At 63.4% G+C, this 14424-nt stretch carries 16 protein-coding genes; 6 read left to right on the top strand and 10 right to left on the bottom strand.

Translation table 11 applies throughout. The features are described from left to right. Positions 1-49 precede the first annotated feature (49 nt). From A3A9_RS0132265 to A3A9_RS0132240, 6 genes are all read left to right on the top strand, one after another. On the top strand, positions 50-1399 hold the full coding sequence (locus A3A9_RS0132265) for a putative bifunctional diguanylate cyclase/phosphodiesterase (RefSeq protein ID WP_027062300.1): 1350 nt from the start codon (positions 50-52) through the stop codon (positions 1397-1399). Between the two features lie 155 nt (positions 1400-1554). Continuing rightward, positions 1555-2322, top strand: a complete 768-nt coding sequence (locus A3A9_RS0132260) for an SDR family NAD(P)-dependent oxidoreductase (protein ID WP_027062299.1) — start codon at positions 1555-1557, stop codon at positions 2320-2322. Beyond that, a complete protein-coding gene (locus A3A9_RS0132255; RefSeq protein ID WP_027062298.1) occupies positions 2319-3272 on the top strand; it encodes a 2-dehydro-3-deoxygalactonokinase in 954 nt (317 codons plus the stop codon). Before A3A9_RS0132260 ends, A3A9_RS0132255 begins: the two co-directional genes overlap by 4 nt. Continuing rightward, positions 3269-3907 carry a 2-dehydro-3-deoxy-6-phosphogalactonate aldolase gene (locus A3A9_RS0132250; protein ID WP_027062297.1) on the top strand — a complete coding sequence of 213 codons (639 nt, stop codon included), beginning with the start codon at positions 3269-3271 and terminating at the stop codon, positions 3905-3907. The genes A3A9_RS0132255 and A3A9_RS0132250 overlap by 4 nt, the downstream gene beginning before the upstream one ends. Further along, positions 3907-4782 (top strand): SMP-30/gluconolactonase/LRE family protein, encoded by an 876-nt coding sequence (locus A3A9_RS0132245; protein WP_027062296.1) that lies wholly within the window; start codon positions 3907-3909, stop codon positions 4780-4782. Before A3A9_RS0132250 ends, A3A9_RS0132245 begins: the two co-directional genes overlap by 1 nt. A 139-nt stretch (positions 4783-4921) precedes the next feature. Next, positions 4922-5992 (top strand): hypothetical protein, encoded by a 1071-nt coding sequence (locus tag A3A9_RS0132240; RefSeq protein WP_027062295.1) that lies wholly within the window; start codon positions 4922-4924, stop codon positions 5990-5992. 75 nt (positions 5993-6067) lie between these two features. Here the strand turns inward: A3A9_RS0132240 and A3A9_RS0132235 are convergent, their stop codons facing one another. The 10 genes from A3A9_RS0132235 to A3A9_RS0132190 all read right to left on the bottom strand — a co-directional run bounded on the left by A3A9_RS0132235 (position 6068) and on the right by A3A9_RS0132190 (position 14415). After that, a complete protein-coding gene (locus A3A9_RS0132235; RefSeq protein WP_027062294.1) occupies positions 6068-6484 on the bottom strand; it encodes a GFA family protein in 417 nt (138 codons plus the stop codon). Positions 6485-6501: 17 nt separating this feature from the next. Beyond that, the gene (locus tag A3A9_RS0132230; RefSeq protein ID WP_027062293.1) at positions 6502-6969 is read right to left on the bottom strand and encodes an SRPBCC family protein; all 468 of its coding nucleotides are present in this window, start codon (positions 6967-6969) and stop codon (positions 6502-6504) included. Continuing rightward, the gene (locus A3A9_RS0132225; RefSeq protein ID WP_027062292.1) at positions 6966-7286 is read right to left on the bottom strand and encodes an ArsR/SmtB family transcription factor; all 321 of its coding nucleotides are present in this window, start codon (positions 7284-7286) and stop codon (positions 6966-6968) included. Before A3A9_RS0132225 ends, A3A9_RS0132230 begins: the two co-directional genes overlap by 4 nt. A 241-nt stretch (positions 7287-7527) precedes the next feature. After that, positions 7528-7815 (bottom strand): DUF1330 domain-containing protein, encoded by a 288-nt coding sequence (locus A3A9_RS0132220; RefSeq protein WP_027062291.1) that lies wholly within the window; start codon positions 7813-7815, stop codon positions 7528-7530. 81 nt (positions 7816-7896) lie between these two features. Then, positions 7897-8580, bottom strand: coding sequence for an orotidine-5'-phosphate decarboxylase (pyrF, locus tag A3A9_RS0132215; RefSeq protein WP_033838946.1), 684 nt, complete (start codon positions 8578-8580; stop codon positions 7897-7899). 11 nt (positions 8581-8591) lie between these two features. Further along, positions 8592-9188 carry an NADPH-dependent FMN reductase gene (locus A3A9_RS0132210; protein ID WP_027062289.1) on the bottom strand — a complete coding sequence of 199 codons (597 nt, stop codon included), beginning with the start codon at positions 9186-9188 and terminating at the stop codon, positions 8592-8594. A 45-nt stretch (positions 9189-9233) separates the two neighbouring features. Then, positions 9234-9839, bottom strand: a complete 606-nt coding sequence (gene pmtA / locus A3A9_RS0132205) for a phospholipid N-methyltransferase PmtA (protein ID WP_027062288.1) — start codon at positions 9837-9839, stop codon at positions 9234-9236. A 161-nt stretch (positions 9840-10000) separates the two neighbouring features. Then, the gene (gene dnaJ / locus A3A9_RS0132200) at positions 10001-11131 is read right to left on the bottom strand and encodes a molecular chaperone DnaJ (protein ID WP_027062287.1); all 1131 of its coding nucleotides are present in this window, start codon (positions 11129-11131) and stop codon (positions 10001-10003) included. Positions 11132-11353: 222 nt separating this feature from the next. Beyond that, positions 11354-13270 carry a molecular chaperone DnaK gene (dnaK, locus tag A3A9_RS0132195; protein ID WP_027062286.1) on the bottom strand — a complete coding sequence of 639 codons (1917 nt, stop codon included), beginning with the start codon at positions 13268-13270 and terminating at the stop codon, positions 11354-11356. Between the two features lie 284 nt (positions 13271-13554). Continuing rightward, positions 13555-14415: a hypothetical protein gene (locus tag A3A9_RS0132190; protein ID WP_027062285.1), complete on the bottom strand. Its 861-nt coding sequence runs from the start codon at positions 14413-14415 to the stop codon at positions 13555-13557. Positions 14416-14424 lie beyond the last annotated feature (9 nt).

Genomic DNA, 14424 nt, shown 5'->3' with positions numbered 1-14424 from the left:
TGCTGCCAGTCTCGGAAATAAATTCCGACGTCAAAAAACAGGGACACCGATGCAAACTTCGTTTGGCACCGGTCAGGCAAGCAGGGAGAGCACGGATCTGGCGTTTACAGATCCGTTGACCGGGCTTGGCAACCATCGCCGCTTCTTCGACAAGGTCGACCGCCTGATCAGCGATCGTGCCGACGATCCCGCGCCTTTTACCGTCGGCATTCTCGACCTCGACGGCTTCAAGCCGATCAACGATCTGTTCGGCCACAAGGCCGGCGACGATATCCTGATCCAGGTCGCGATGCGCCTGCGCGCCTCGATGGATGGCCATTCGACGGTCTGCCGCATCGGCGCGGACGAATTCGCCTTCCTCTATCCGCTGGTGTTCTCGGAGGAGGCGGCGGCGGAAAAATCCCGCATGCTGATCGAGATCCTGTCGGCGCCTTACGATGTCGGCGAGCGCACCGCCAGGCTGTCGGCCTCGGTCGGCTGCTCGCTGTTTTATTCCGGCGACGAGACCACCGAGATCCTCGTCAACAAGGCAGAGACGGCGCTCTACCACGCCAAGCGTTCCGGCCGGGGCCGGGTCGTCGTCTACACCCGCGAAATGGAAGAAGCGGCCAAGCGGGTCACCCGCATCGAGCAGGCGCTGCGCCGCGCCGTTTCCGCCGGCGAGGTTGAGCCGCATTTCCAGCCGATCGTCGATCTCAACACTCGCCGCACCATCGGCTTCGAGACGCTGGCGCGCTGGACCGATCGCGACCTCGGCGCGGTGCCGCCGACTGTGTTCATTCCGATCGCCGAGGAGCGCGGCATCATCGGCCCGCTGTCGCAGCTGGTGCTGCGCAAGGCGACCGAGGCGGCGAGGAGCTGGCCGAAGGACCTGTTCCTGTCCTTCAACCTGTCGCCCTCGCAGCTCGTCGACCAGAACACCGGCCTGCATATATTGGCGATCCTCGACCGCACCGGCTTTGATCCGCGCCGCCTGGAGATCGAGATCACCGAAACCGGCCTGATGAACGACCCGGCCTCGGCGGCGCAGATCGTCGAGGACCTGCGCCGCGTCGGCATCCGCGTCTCGCTCGACGATTTCGGCACCGGCCAGTCCTCGCTCGGCCGCCTGCGCGAATTCCATTTCGACAAGCTCAAGATCGACCGCGCCTTCGTCTCCTCCATTCTCGACGACCGGCCGTCCGAACACATCATCCGCGCCATCCTCGCCATGTGCGAGGGGCTGGGCATGGATGTGGTCGCCGAAGGCATCGAAGAGGAAGCGCAGGCCGATCGCCTGGTCCAGTTCGGCTGCGCCGGCGGGCAGGGTTACCTGTTCGGCAAGCCGGTCGATGCCGACGCCACGCTCGGCTATCTCCGCGATACCTTCCGTGGTGCGCTGCGCGCCAAGGCGATCTGACCGGTAATCCCTGCGGTGTCCCGTCATGGTGACCTTGCGCCGCGTGCGGCGCATTGTCGTTTTGTCTGACATATGCCGGCAAATCCGACGTTTCGCCCTTGCCCGTGCGACTTCTCTGGCTAGGATGCGCGCCGGTTAAGTGCGGAGATAACAATATGATGCCATCGGCGGATTTTGCCGACCTCAAGGGAGCCTCGGTGTTGATCACCGGTGGCGGATCCGGGATCGGCGCGGCTCTGACCGAGGGTTTTATCCGCCAGGGTGCCAATGTCGCCTTCATCGACATCGCCGACGGCCCGAGCACGCTGCTTGCCGACCGCATCGAGAGAGACTTCAAGAGGCGGCCGCTCTACCTCAAGACCGATCTGCGCGACATCGACGCTCTGCGCGCCTCGGCGGCCAAAGCAGCAGAAGCGCATGGCGATGTCACGGTGCTGATCAACAATGCCGCCTGGGACGAGCGTCACGCCATCGAGGACGTGACGGTGGAATTCTGGGACAACAACCAGGCGATCAATCTCAGGCCACATTTCTTCACCGCGCAGGCGGTGGCGCCGGGCATGAAGCGGGCCGGCGGCGGCTCGATCATCAACTTCACCTCGACATCCTACCTCATCAACCATCCCGACATGCCGGCCTATACCGCCGCCAAGGCCGGTATCCTCGGCCTGACCAAGGGGCTGGCCGGCAAGCTCGGTCCCGACCGCATCCGCGTCAACGCCGTCGCGCCCGGCTGGGTTATCACCGAACGGCAGCAAGAACGCTGGGTGACCGAGGGGGCGCTTGAAGCCCATGTCGCCAAGCAGTGCATCAAGGAGGTCATGCGGCCGGACGACATGGTCGGCACGGTGCTGTTCTTGGCCTCGGATGCCTCGCGCATGCTGACCGCGCAAATGCTTGTTGTCGACGGAGGTTTCCTGTGAGCCCGGCCAGCAACGCTCCGGCAGTCGCGGCTCTCGATTGGGGCACGACCCGGCTCCGGGCATGGCTGATCGATGGTAGCGGCAAGGTGCTTGCCGAGCGCCGCGGCGACGACGGCCTGATCACCGCGCGCGAAAAAGGCTTTTCCAACGTGCTGGAAGGCCATTTGGCCGCCATGGGCGCGCCTGAGGCGCTGCCCGTCATCATCTGCGGCATGGCCGGCTCTCGCCAGGGCTGGATCGAGGCGCCCTATGTGACCGTGCCGGCGCCGCTCAGTGCTATTCTCGGTGGTGCCGCCCGGGTGGCTGATCAGAAACGCGACATCCGCATTGTGCCGGGTCTTGCCCAGCGCCTGGCTGATGCGCCAGATGTCATGCGCGGCGAGGAAACACAGCTTGCCGGTGCTGGCTTGCCGGCAAAGGGGCGGCATCTCGCCTGCATGCCGGGCACGCATTCGAAATGGGTGCTGGTCGAGGATGGCGCGGTTGCCGGCTTCGGCACCTGGCCGACCGGCGAGCTGTTTTCGGTACTGGCCGCGCATTCGATCCTCAAGCATTCGCTGGGCGAGCATCCGGCTCCGGTCACCGCAGACAGTCCATTCTTCCAGCAATGGTGCGAACGGGCGCTTGGCGAAGGCGGCGACGTCACCTCGAAGCTGTTTGCCATCCGCGCCGCCGGGCTCCTGCAGGACCTGAAGGCGGAAGATGCGGCGGCCTGCCTGTCCGCGCTTTTGATCGGCGGCGAGATCGCCTCGGCGAAGCGCCGCTATGGCGCCGGCGATGCGCCGGTCGTGCTGATCGCTTCCGGCGCGCTCGCCGTGCTCTATCAAGCCGCACTCGACCTCGGAGGGCTTGCCGTCCGGGCCGTCGACGCCGACGAGGCGGTGCGCGCCGGCCTCATCGAAGCCGCACGCGAAAACGGCATGATCGCCAGAACCGGAGCCTTGGCATGACCGAGACCGCAGCCTTTCCAAAACTCAAGCGTGGGCTGGTCGCCATCCTGCGCGGCCTGAAAGCCACTGAAGCGATTGCCATGGGGCAGGCGCTGTTCGATGCCGGCATCGAGGCGATCGAAGTGCCGCTCAACTCGCCCCAGCCTTTCTCGTCGATCGCCAGGATTGTCCAGGTGCTGCCGAAGTCGGCCCTGGTCGGCGCCGGCACGGTGCTGACGGCGGCCGATGTCGACGGCCTGCAACAGGCCGGCGGCCGGCTCTTGGTCAGCCCCAACATCGATGCCGAGGTGATGGCGCGCGCCAGGCATTACGGCATGGTTACCATGCCCGGCGTGTTCACGCCGACAGAGGCGTTCCAGGCTATCCGGCTCGGCGCTTCGGCGCTGAAATTCTTTCCGGCCAGCGCGCTCGGTGCATCAGGCATTTCCGCCATCCGGGCGGTGCTGCCGGCACAGACGCTGGTCGGCGCCGTCGGCGGCGTTTCTGAAAAGGATTTTGCCGGCTACAAGGCGGTCGGCGTCACGGTCTTCGGTCTTGGTTCCAGCCTGTTCAAGCCCGGCATGAGCGTCGACGAAGTGGCCGCGCGGGCGCACGCCGCCGTCGCGGCCTGGGATGTGGTCTTCGGAGACGCATGATGGGTGAGGTTTCGGTTTTTTCCGACCATGTCTGCCAGCTCGGCGAAGGGCCGAGTTATGACCCTGCCACCGACGCACTGTTCTGGTTCGACATCGTCAACGGCCAGCTTCTGGAAAAACCGGTGGCCGGCGGCGCGCTGAGGATCCATGAGCTTGGCCAGATGGCGAGTGCCATCGCCATCATCGACGATCATCGCCAGCTGATCGCAACCGAGACCGGCCTCTTCGTCCGCGACGTCGCGGACGGCAAGATGACACTGCACACGCCGATCGAGGCCGACAACCCGCTCACACGCTCCAACGATTCGCGTGTCCACCCCTGCGGTGCCTTCTGGGTCGGCACGATGGCCAAGGACGAGAGCAAGGGCGCGGGCTCGATCTACTGGGTTTTCAAGGGCGAGCTGCGCACGCTTTACACCGGCATCACCGTGTCGAACTCGATCTGTTTTTCGCAGGACGGCACCATCGCCTATTACACCGACACCGCGACCGGCCTTTTGATGCGTACCGCCTGCGATCCGGCGACGGGCCTGCCGGTTGGCGAGTCGAAAGTCTTTGTCGACCATCGCGCCTCGAAGGGCTACGTCGATGGCTCCGTCGTCGACCGCGATGGCGTGCTGTGGAATGCCGTCTGGGGTGGCAAGGCGGTCAAGGCCTATTCGCCCGATGGCACATTGCTGCGCGAAATTCCCATGCCGGTGACGCAGGCGTCCTGCCCGGCCTTTGTCGGCGCCAAGGCCGACCGGCTGGCGGTGACATCGGCCTGGAAAGGCAAGGACGAAAAACAGCGCCAGCTCGATCCGCAAGCGGGCATGACCTTCCTCATCGACATTCCCGTCAACGGCCGCTTCGAACCGCGCGTGCTGATCGCCTGAGCAAGGCCCGGCGCCCCGGCGCATCTCCTGTCCATAGCGTAGATGTCACCCAAGCGCCCGGCACGGGTCGGTTTCGCGAAAGCCGTTTGCGTCGGCCGTGCGATGTTAAGCGATGCCACTGCCGGGAAGTGTTCATCTCATGTCGAGCCGCAAGCCAAAGCTGATCCTTGTCTACGAGCCGGAAAAGGCTTGCTTCGACCGTCTGATATCAGACGGCTATCCTCAGCAGCGCGCCACCGAAATCTCGTCCTATCTGGCGCAGTCGACCGATCTGGCTCTCGAGTTTGATGCGCTTGCCGCCGCCTGTGAAGCGCGGGGTCTCGCCTTTGCGCCGGTGGCGCTCGACGATGCCGCCGACGTGCTGGAAGGCGAGGATCCGGAGAACACGCTGGTCTGGACGCTGTCTGACGGCATCGCCTATTTCCGCGGCGGCGCGGCACCAGCGCTGGCCCGGCTCAAGGGGTTGAGGACGATCGGCGCCGATGATTCACTGTTCGCGCTCTGCCAGGACAAGTTCCGCTCCGGCGCCGTGCTTGGCGCGCTCGGCCTGCCGGTGCCGCAGGCAGGCCTTGCTCGGGATGGCAAATGGTTGGTCGAGCCGCCGGCTTCCGCCGCCGGCTGGTTCGTCAAGCCCAACCGGCTCGGCGCCAAGATCGGCATCTGGCCGGATTCGCGCGTGGCGGATCTCGGCCATGCGCTGGAGCTTAGCCGGCGCGTTTTCGCCGCCTATCGCGACGACGTCGTCGTCCAGCCCTATGTCGCCGGCCGCAACGTGCGCGCCAGCTTCCTCGGGCTGACGCCGCAAGTTGGTGTCGAGGCGCTTGGTGTGGCCTTTGTCGATTCAGGTGCCGATTTCCAGACCATGGCCGACAGCATGGCGCTCTACGGCGAAACCGGTGAAGCGGCGAAGGCGGCGGGACAGTATGTCGAGCCGGAGCTCGTCGCCGTTGCCGATCTGCAGCCGATCGCGGACGTTAGGATCAGGGCGATCGCCAGCCAGCTGATCAGCGGCCTTGGCCTGCGCGATGTGTTCTCCGTCGACCTGCGGGTCGAGGCCGACGACACGGTTCATCTCATCGAATTCGAGGTGTGCCCCGGCCTGCCTTGCTTCGACTTCCGCGCCTATTGCCGCTCGCAATGGGATCTGGAGCTTGCCGACGCCATGGCCGAGACCGCCACGAGCCGTCTGAATTCGACCTCACCGTCGTGACCGCGTTCAGCTTTGCCTCTCGGCTCGCCCATGCGCTGGCGCGGCATAGGCCGCCGCTGGATCGGTCCCAGGGCCTTATCCCCGAGGCATTCGCTCGAATGCCTGCAGGGAGGGATCGATCGTATCCCAGCCATGACCTGATATCGTATAGGTGACCACCTGCGGCTCGAATACGCCTGGGTCGTCAAGGCTGGTGGCGTGGACCGCGATCAGGTCCGGCATAGCGATGAATGTCAAATAGACCGGCGTGCCGCAGGTCGGGCAGAAGGCGTGGATCTTTTCGTTGCCGCTGGCGCCAGCCACCCGCCAGGTGCTCGCCTCGCCGGTGATTGCCATATCGGCGCGCCGGCCGAAGGTCAGGTAGGATCCGTGGCCGGTGCCCGCGCGCTTCTGGCAATCCAGGCACTGGCAGTGGTTCTGGAAGATCGGCTCGCCGCTGGATTCGTAGCGGATGGCTCCGCAGGCGCAGCCGCCCTTATAGCGTTTGGTCATTGTCATCCCCTTTGCAATCAGGCTGATTTCGGCTTGGCGAAAACGTCGATGCCGCTGCCGGTTTCGAGCAAGGATTTCAGACTGGACAGCACAACCGGCCAGCCCTGGCTGATGCCTTTTGCCATGCCGGAGCCGGCTTCGAGTTCGTCATGGGTGACGGTCAGCCGGACCATGGCGTCGTATTCCTCGATGCCGAAGGTCACCCGGCTGTAGCTTGCCGGATTGGAGGCCTGCGAAGGGCTCGCCCAGGTGATGACGAGACGGGTTGGCGGCGAGACCTCGACGACCTTGCCGACAATCTGGACGGTCCGCTCATCATTGGCGCGGATATGTTCCCATTTCGATCCCGGCTTCCAGTCGGAGACGTTTTCGTGGCCCCAATAGCGCCTGGCGATATCGGGCCTGGTGATGGCCTCGAACACCTTCTCCGGCGTCGAGCGGATGTAGGTCACGTAGACAAAACTGGTCGTCTCTCTGGCGGTCATTGGTCGTCTCCTTCGAGTTCCTGTTTCAGGTCGTGCAGCAGGCTGAGCCGCTGCCGTTCAAATTTTCGCACCCAGCGCTCGTAGACCTCGTGCAGCGGCACCGGGTTGATGAAGTGCAGCTTTTCGCGGCCACGCTTGACCGTGCTAACCAGATTGGCCGCCTCCAGCAGGTCGATGTGCTGGGTGGCGGATTGCCTTGCCATGTCGAGATGTTCGCAAAGCTCGCCAAGCGTCTGCCCGTTCTTCTCACAGAGAAGGTCGAGCAGCCTTCTGCGTGTCGGGTCGCCCAGTGCTTTGAAAACCTTGTCGGCGTCCATCAGCCTCACTCTGTTGTGAGACAATAATATGCAGGTAAATACCTGCATGTCAACTCGAAGCCGTGCATGCCTCGAAATACCCCGGCGAACCCTATTTGGGATAGGCGGTCACGGCCTGATAGGCGCGTACCGGCGATAGGCCGGCTGAACGGTCGTTCGAGCCGCAGGACTGCGCCTGAAGCGACCCGAGCCTTTGAATGGGATCTTCCTGCGTTATCCGGATTCGACCGAATAGGCCGCCTCAGGCCCCTTCGACGAGAACGATCTCGCCGTCGGCGACCTTCTGGCGGATGGCGACAGCGCGCTGATATTCCGGCGAGTGGTAGCAGTCATGCGCCGTGGCCAGCGATTCGAACTCGATGATCACGTTGCGGGCCCGGCCCGGCCCTTCGGCCAGCTCATGTGCCCCGCCGCGCGCCAGGAATTTCGCGCCGAACCGCTCGAAGGCAGGTTTGGCGGCGGCCACATAGTCCTTGTAGCCTTCGGCATCGCGCACATCGACACGAGCGACCCAGTATCCCTTTGGCATTGTTCTTCTCCGAACTTGGAAACTCTGTGTTTTGACGCAATTCCGGACGGAAAACCGTTTCACACTTTTCCTGGAATTGCTCTAAGCAGAGCGCATTTCGTCGACGATCGCTTGCGCCGCAGCGCGGCGGTCGCTTGCCGCGACGATCGGGCGGCCGACAACGAGGTGGCTGGAGCCATTGCGGATCGCCTGGCCTGGCGTCACCACGCGCTTCTGGTCGCCATGGTCGCTGCCCGCCGGCCTTATGCCCGGCGTCACCACCGCCATGTCGGGGCCGACGATGCGGCGCACCGCTTCGGCCTCTTCGGCCGAGCAGACGATGCCGCCCATGCCGGCATGCAACGCCTGTTCCGAGCGCCTGAGCACCAGCGTGTGCGGGTCGTATTCATAACCGACGTCGATCATGTCCTGCTCGTCCATCGAGGTCAGCACGCTGACGGCGAGCAGGCAAAGGTCGCTGCCCCTGGCCGCCTCCACGGCAGCCCGCATCGCCTTGGGATAGGCGTGGATGGTCAGCATGGTCATGCCCATCTTGACGATGTTCTCGACGCCCTTGGCCACCGTGTGGTCGATGTCGAGCAGCTTCATGTCGAGGAAGACTTTTGTCCCGCCGCTGGCCAGTTCCCTGGCAAAGTCGAGCCCGCCGGCAAAGGCCAGCTGATAGCCGATCTTGTAGAAGGAGACGACGCCGTCGAGTTCCCGCACCGCTTGCTCGGCCTCTTTCACCGTTGGCACGTCGAGGCCGACGATCAACCGGTCCTGCATGGTCTTGGCAATCACGCTTCGATCCGCGTCGACAGCATGCGCGAGGTTTCGATCAGCGTGCGGCATAGATGCTCCATCGATTTGTGCAGTCTTTCGTCGCGGAAATTGCCGCCTTCGTCAAAGGCGTCGCCGCCGTCGGGCACGCAGCATTCCGGCGTCACCACCTCCATCTGGCAACGCACCAGCACGGCGCGCAGATGATTGATGCAGCGGATGCCGGCGAAGTGGCCGTTGGAGGACGAGCACAGGCCGGCGACCTTGCCGGCCAGCGGCCTGACCGGCCGGCCGCCGTCTCGGCGCACCCGGCTCACCCAGTCGATCGTGTTCTTGAGCAGCGGCGGGATGGAGCCGTTATATTCCGGCGTGGCAATCAGCAGCCCGTCATGGGCGATGACCAGGCGGCCGAGTTTGACGGCGTTTTCGGGAACGCCCTTTTCCTTTTCAAGATCCTCATCGAGGATCGGCAGGACATAGTCGGCGAGCGAAATGCGGGTCACCTCGGCGCCCTGCACCGCAAGCTCCTTCTGCGCCGCATCAGCGGCCCTGCCGCTGTAAGCGCCGCTGCGCACCGAGCCGGCGAAGACGAGGATTTTCGGGATCACTGCCATTGGCCACCCTTGTTCCCGGACAGGTACAGCCAGGGGCGGCTCAAATCAATGTGCTTCGCGCCGATAGATCCACAGCTGCGTCGGCGGGATGTTGCGGAAGATGAAGTCGAAATGCTTGACCGTGTAGTTGCCACGGCCGGCCGGTATCGGCGACATCGGGCCATAGGTCAGCTGCACGATCGGCCGACCGGCCGGGATGCGGTCGAGCAGGCTCTCTATATAGGCGATGCGCTGGGCGACGGGGAAATTGAGCAGCGGCACGCCGGACACGACGGAATCGAAGATCATCCCGCTCCTCTCGCCGAGCGTAGCGTTGAGGTTGAAGGCATCGCCCTCGATGACGTTGACGCCCGGATAGAGTCCGCGCAAATGGCGCACGAAATCCGTGTTGTATTCGAGGGCGTAAAGGTTTTCAGGCCGCACACCGAGCGCCAGGATGGCGCGGGTGATGACGCCGGTGCCGGGACCGATTTCGAGCACGGGCAGGCCTGACTTCGGATTGACGATCGAAGCCATTTTGCGGGCCGTGATCGAGCTGGTCGGAACGATCGAGCCGACCGTCTTCGGCTTGTCGATCCAGCCCTTGAAGAACTTGAGCTCGTCGTCGAACTTTTCGGCAAGCGCCTTCCGCAGTCCGGGACCACGTGTCATGCAAGCTCTCCTCAGCGCTCCCCCAAAGTTACTTAACACCTGAGCAGCGCAAGGCAAGGCACGACCCTGCCGATGTCGTGGATAAGATAGATTTGGTCGCGTCCCAAGACATGGCCCAAGACACGGCGCATTTCATCTGATGACGCGCCATTCCTGCCCTATCAACGCTCGCCAAAGGATTCGAAGAAATCCTTCATGCGGGCGAAAAACCCGCTCGATTGGGGCGAATTGTCCTGTGAAGAGAGCTGTTCGAACTCTTCCAGCAATTCGCGCTGGCGTCGGGTAAGGTTCTGCGGCGTCTCGACCGCGGTCTGGATATAGAGGTCGCCGACATTGGGCTGGCGCAGCACCGGCATGCCCTTGCCCTTGAGGCGGAACTGGCGACCGTTCTGCGTGCCTTCGGTCACCTTCACCTTGGTCTGCGTGCCGTCCAGCGTCGTCACCTCGAAGGAGCCGCCAAGGGCTGCCGTCGTCATCGAGATCGGCACCTTGCAGTAGAGGTCGGCACCATCGCGCTGAAAGAATTCGTGCGGCTTCACCGCCAGGAAAATATAGAGGTCGCCCGAAGGTCCGCCACGCAGGCCGGCCTCACCCTCATTGGCAAGGCGGATGCGGGTGCCGTCCTCTATACCGGCCGGAATGTTGACCGACAGCGAACGTTCCTCGGTGACGCGGCCCTGGCCGGCGCATTTCGGGCACGGGTCCTTGATGGTCTGGCCGCGGCCTTGGCATTGCGGGCAGGTGCGCTCGATCGAGAAGAAGCCTTGCGTGGCGCGCACCTTGCCGTGGCCGTTGCACATCGAGCAGGTGACGGGCTGGGTGCCGGGCTTGGCGCCGCTGCCGGAGCATTCCGAACAGGAGATCGAAGCCGGCACGCGGATCTGCGCGGTTTTTCCCGCGAAGGCTTCTTCCAGCAAGATTTCCATATTGTAGCGCAGATCGGCTCCGCGCTCTCGGCCGCCCGACGAGCGGCGCTGACGGCCGCCCATCATGTCGCCGAAAATGTCCTCGAAGATGTCGGCGAAGCCGCCGGCGCCAAAGCCTTGCGCACCGCCATTCATGCCGCCCTGTTCGAAGGCGGCGTGACCGAAGCGGTCATAGGCCGCGCGCTTCTGCGGGTCCTTCAGCGTTTCGTAGGCTTCGTTGATTTCCTTGAACTTGTGCTCGCAGGAATGATCGCCGGGATTGCGGTCGGGATGGAACTGCATGGCGAGCTTGCGGAAAGCGCTCTTGAGCTCCTTCTCGTCGGCGCCTTTCTGGACGCCCAGCGTTTCGTAGAAATCAGCTTTCATTTTTTCCCGCAGTCCGGATGCTCAACGTCTTGATGTTTGTGGCGTCGTTTTGCCGGCACGTTTTCTCGATTTAGGAGCGGTGCTGCCCGGATGCTAGGGCCGTGGCTGTCCCGTCGGTGTTTTTCGATGATTTTTCTACAAAGGCCCGCACTTTTTCAGCAAGGGTTGCAAAAAAGCCCGGCTTTGCGCCGGGCTTTCTGCATTATCCTGTCTTCAGGCGGCTCAGGCCGACTTCTTCTTGTCGTCGTCCTCGTTGATTTCCTCGAAATCGGCGTCGACAACGTCGCTATCCTTGGCGGCATCCGCCTTGGCATCGGCTTCCGCCGCTTCCTTCTGCGAGGCCTCGTACATGGCCTGGCCGAGCTTCATCGAAGCTTCGGCGAGGACCTGCGACTTCGCCTCGATATCGGCGGCGTCGTCGCCTTCCGAAGCCGTCTTAAGAGCGGCGATGGCATCGACGATTGCCTTGCGGTCGGCTTCCGAGACCTTGTCGCCATATTCCTTCAGCGACTTCTCCGAAGAATGCAGCATCGCCTCGGCCTGGTTGCGGGCCTCGACCAGCCCACGCCGCTTCTTGTCGGTCTCGGCATTGGCTTCGGCGTCCTTCACCATCTTTTCGATGTCGGCGTCCGAAAGACCACCCGATGCCTGGATGCGTATCTGGTGCTCCTTGCCGGTGCCTTTGTCCTTGGCCGAAACGTTGACGATGCCGTTGGCATCGATGTCGAACGTGACCTCGATCTGCGGCACGCCGCGCGGCGCCGGCGGAATGCCGACCAGGTCGAACTGGCCGAGCGCCTTGTTGTCGGCGGCCATTTCACGCTCGCCCTGGAAGACGCGGATGGTCACGGCCGACTGACTATCCTCAGCGGTCGAGAACACCTGGCTCTTCTTGGTCGGGATCGTCGTGTTGCGTTCGATCAGTCGGGTGAACACGCCACCCAGTGTCTCGATGCCGAGCGACAGCGGCGTCACGTCGAGCAGCAGCACGTCCTTGACGTCGCCCTGCAGCACGCCGGCCTGGATGGCGGCGCCGAGCGCGACGACCTCATCCGGGTTGACGCCCTTGTGCGGTTCCTTGCCGAAGAACTGCTTCACGATCTCCTGGATCTTGGGCATGCGGGTCATGCCGCCGACCAGGACAACCTCATCGATCTCGGCAGCCTTCAGGCCGGCATCCTTGAGCGCCGCCTTGCAGGGCTCGATGGTGCGCTGGACGAGGTCGTCGACCAGCTGCTCGAACTTGGCACGCGTCAGCTTCAGCGTCAGGTGCTTGGGGCCGGTCGCGTCAGCGGTGATGAAAGGCAGGTTGATTTCGGTCTGCGTCGTCGACGACAGCTCGATCTTGGCCTTTTCAGCCGCCTCCTTGAGGCGCTGCAGGGCAAGCTTGTCGTTCTTCAGGTCGATGCCCTGTTCCTTCTTGAACTCCGCCGCCAGATATTCGACCAGGCGCATGTCGAAATCCTCGCCGCCGAGGAAGGTGTCGCCATTGGTCGACTTCACCTCGAACACGCCGTCGCCGATCTCAAGCACCGAAATGTCGAACGTGCCGCCGCCAAGGTCGTAGACAGCGATGGTCTTGCCTTCTTTCTTGTCGAGGCCGTAGGCAAGTGCCGCCGCGGTCGGCTCGTTGATGATGCGCAGCACTTCGAGGCCGGCGATCTTGCCAGCATCCTTGGTCGCCTGGCGCTGGGCGTCGTTGAAATAGGCCGGAACGGTGATGACCGCCTTCTCGACCTTCTCGCCGAGATAGGCTTCCGCCGTTTCCTTCATCTTCTGCAGGATCATGGCCGAGATCTGCGAGGGCGACTGCTTCCTGCCGCCGGCCTCGACCCAGGCATCGCCATTGTCGCCCTTGACGATCTTGTAGGGGACAAGCTTCTTGTCCTTCTCCGTCACCGGATCGTCATAGCGGCGGCCGATCAGGCGCTTGACCGCGAAGATGGTGTTTTCAGGATTGGTGACCGCCTGGCGCTTGGCCGGCTGGCCGACGAGACGTTCGTCGTCGCCCGAAATGGCGACGATGGAAGGCGTCGTGCGCGCGCCTTCCGCATTTTCGATCACCTTGGGCTCCTTGCCATCCATGATGGCGATACAGGAGTTGGTGGTGCCGAGATCGATACCGATTACTTTTGCCATTTTTCTAGTCTCTCCGCTAAGCAGGCTCTCAGGACCCGTACAGGCGTTCCAACGAAAGCCCCTGTTCACAAGAAATTCCGTTCCGGCAACCGGCATTCCGGCGTCGAACGGCTTGGCGCGTATATAAGAACAGGCGGCATCGGGCGCAAGCATTCTGCGCAAGGCTTCCACGATCGTTGCAGGCGGACAATCTTGTCCGGTGCAATCTGGCGGCATTACGTGGCGTCATCGACCGCGTCACGGTGCGATCAGCCCCCAGGAACGCGCAAGCCGCTTACATCGGATCAGCCGCGCACGAATTCAATCAGCGCCGCGGCCATGCGGTCGTCGAATTCCTGCCGGAAGCGGTTCTTCTTCAGCCATTCCGGGTTCGAGCCAACTGTCTTGTTGGCGTCGACGATGATGCCCTTGCCATCGACGATAAAATAATCGATCGCACCGAAATCGAGATGCAGCCGCTGCCTCACCGCCCTCACCTCCTCTGGAACGGCGCCGCCCTCTTCGTTGCTCAGGATCTTCGATCCGGCGCAAAGCACATCATTGTAGACCTGCCGCATGTTCACCTCGGCGCCCAGCAGGAACATGTAGCGATACTTGACGATGGGCAGCTCGAGGCTGTCGAAGGCGAATTTCTCCACCATCAGGCGATCGTCGAGCCAGACCTGTGCCGGAACCCGCGCCAAATTGTCGTAGACGCGGTAGGGCGGGCACAGCCGCGCCTTGTAGCCGGGGTCAACGGTCTTGCGGGCGAAATGCGCCGCCCGCGTCCAAGGATTGCGGTACTGCCGCCAGCGCAGTTCGGGCCGGCCCCTGCTATTGAGAACTGTCTTGACGATGACCGGACCGGAATGGCTGTCGCCGGCGCTTACCCTGAGCGATGAATAGAGGTGGCGGTGGATCGACAGCGCCCGGCCGTTGATGGTGCGGGCGTAGCGCTGGGCGAGGTCGTGGTAGGGTTGCGGCACCTCGGTCAGGTCGATGTGCAGCAGAGCCGCCGTCGCCAAATTCTCCCGCGCCGGGCGGTCGAGCAGGCGCACCGTCATCCCGGCCTGTTGCAGATGCGGCAGCAGCGACTGGACGGAATACTCCCGCCCCGAACGAAAATTGCCCAGGCTCTCCACATAGACATCGAGATCGGCCGGCATTGCGGGGGC

The organism is Mesorhizobium loti CJ3sym (assembly GCF_000472785.1).
Taxonomy (GTDB): domain Bacteria; phylum Pseudomonadota; class Alphaproteobacteria; order Rhizobiales; family Rhizobiaceae; genus Mesorhizobium; species Mesorhizobium loti_E.
The sequence above is the reverse complement of the archived record's forward strand: the minus strand, read 5'-3'. Positions and strand labels throughout refer to the sequence as shown.

What these genes read in the sequence shown, in the direction of transcription:
- A3A9_RS0132265 (WP_027062300.1), top strand. Translation starts at nt 50, where the DNA reads ATGCAAACTTCGTTTGGCACCGGTCAGGCAAGCAGGGAGAGCACGGAT.
- A3A9_RS0132260 (WP_027062299.1), top strand. Translation starts at nt 1,555, where the DNA reads ATGATGCCATCGGCGGATTTTGCCGACCTCAAGGGAGCCTCGGTGTTG.
- A3A9_RS0132250 (WP_027062297.1), top strand. Translation starts at nt 3,269, where the DNA reads ATGACCGAGACCGCAGCCTTTCCAAAACTCAAGCGTGGGCTGGTCGCC.
- A3A9_RS0132245 (WP_027062296.1), top strand. Translation starts at nt 3,907, where the DNA reads ATGGGTGAGGTTTCGGTTTTTTCCGACCATGTCTGCCAGCTCGGCGAA.
- A3A9_RS0132240 (WP_027062295.1), top strand. Translation starts at nt 4,922, where the DNA reads ATGTCGAGCCGCAAGCCAAAGCTGATCCTTGTCTACGAGCCGGAAAAG.
- A3A9_RS0132235 (WP_027062294.1), bottom strand. Translation starts at nt 6,484, where the DNA reads ATGACCAAACGCTATAAGGGCGGCTGCGCCTGCGGAGCCATCCGCTAC.
- A3A9_RS0132230 (WP_027062293.1), bottom strand. Translation starts at nt 6,969, where the DNA reads ATGACCGCCAGAGAGACGACCAGTTTTGTCTACGTGACCTACATCCGC.
- A3A9_RS0132225 (WP_027062292.1), bottom strand. Translation starts at nt 7,286, where the DNA reads ATGGACGCCGACAAGGTTTTCAAAGCACTGGGCGACCCGACACGCAGA.
- A3A9_RS0132220 (WP_027062291.1), bottom strand. Translation starts at nt 7,815, where the DNA reads ATGCCAAAGGGATACTGGGTCGCTCGTGTCGATGTGCGCGATGCCGAA.
- pyrF (WP_033838946.1), bottom strand. Translation starts at nt 8,580, where the DNA reads ATGCAGGACCGGTTGATCGTCGGCCTCGACGTGCCAACGGTGAAAGAG.
- A3A9_RS0132210 (WP_027062289.1), bottom strand. Translation starts at nt 9,188, where the DNA reads ATGGCAGTGATCCCGAAAATCCTCGTCTTCGCCGGCTCGGTGCGCAGC.
- pmtA (WP_027062288.1), bottom strand. Translation starts at nt 9,839, where the DNA reads ATGACACGTGGTCCCGGACTGCGGAAGGCGCTTGCCGAAAAGTTCGAC.
- dnaJ (WP_027062287.1), bottom strand. Translation starts at nt 11,131, where the DNA reads ATGAAAGCTGATTTCTACGAAACGCTGGGCGTCCAGAAAGGCGCCGAC.
- dnaK (WP_027062286.1), bottom strand. Translation starts at nt 13,270, where the DNA reads ATGGCAAAAGTAATCGGTATCGATCTCGGCACCACCAACTCCTGTATC.
- A3A9_RS0132190 (WP_027062285.1), bottom strand. Translation starts at nt 14,415, where the DNA reads ATGCCGGCCGATCTCGATGTCTATGTGGAGAGCCTGGGCAATTTTCGT.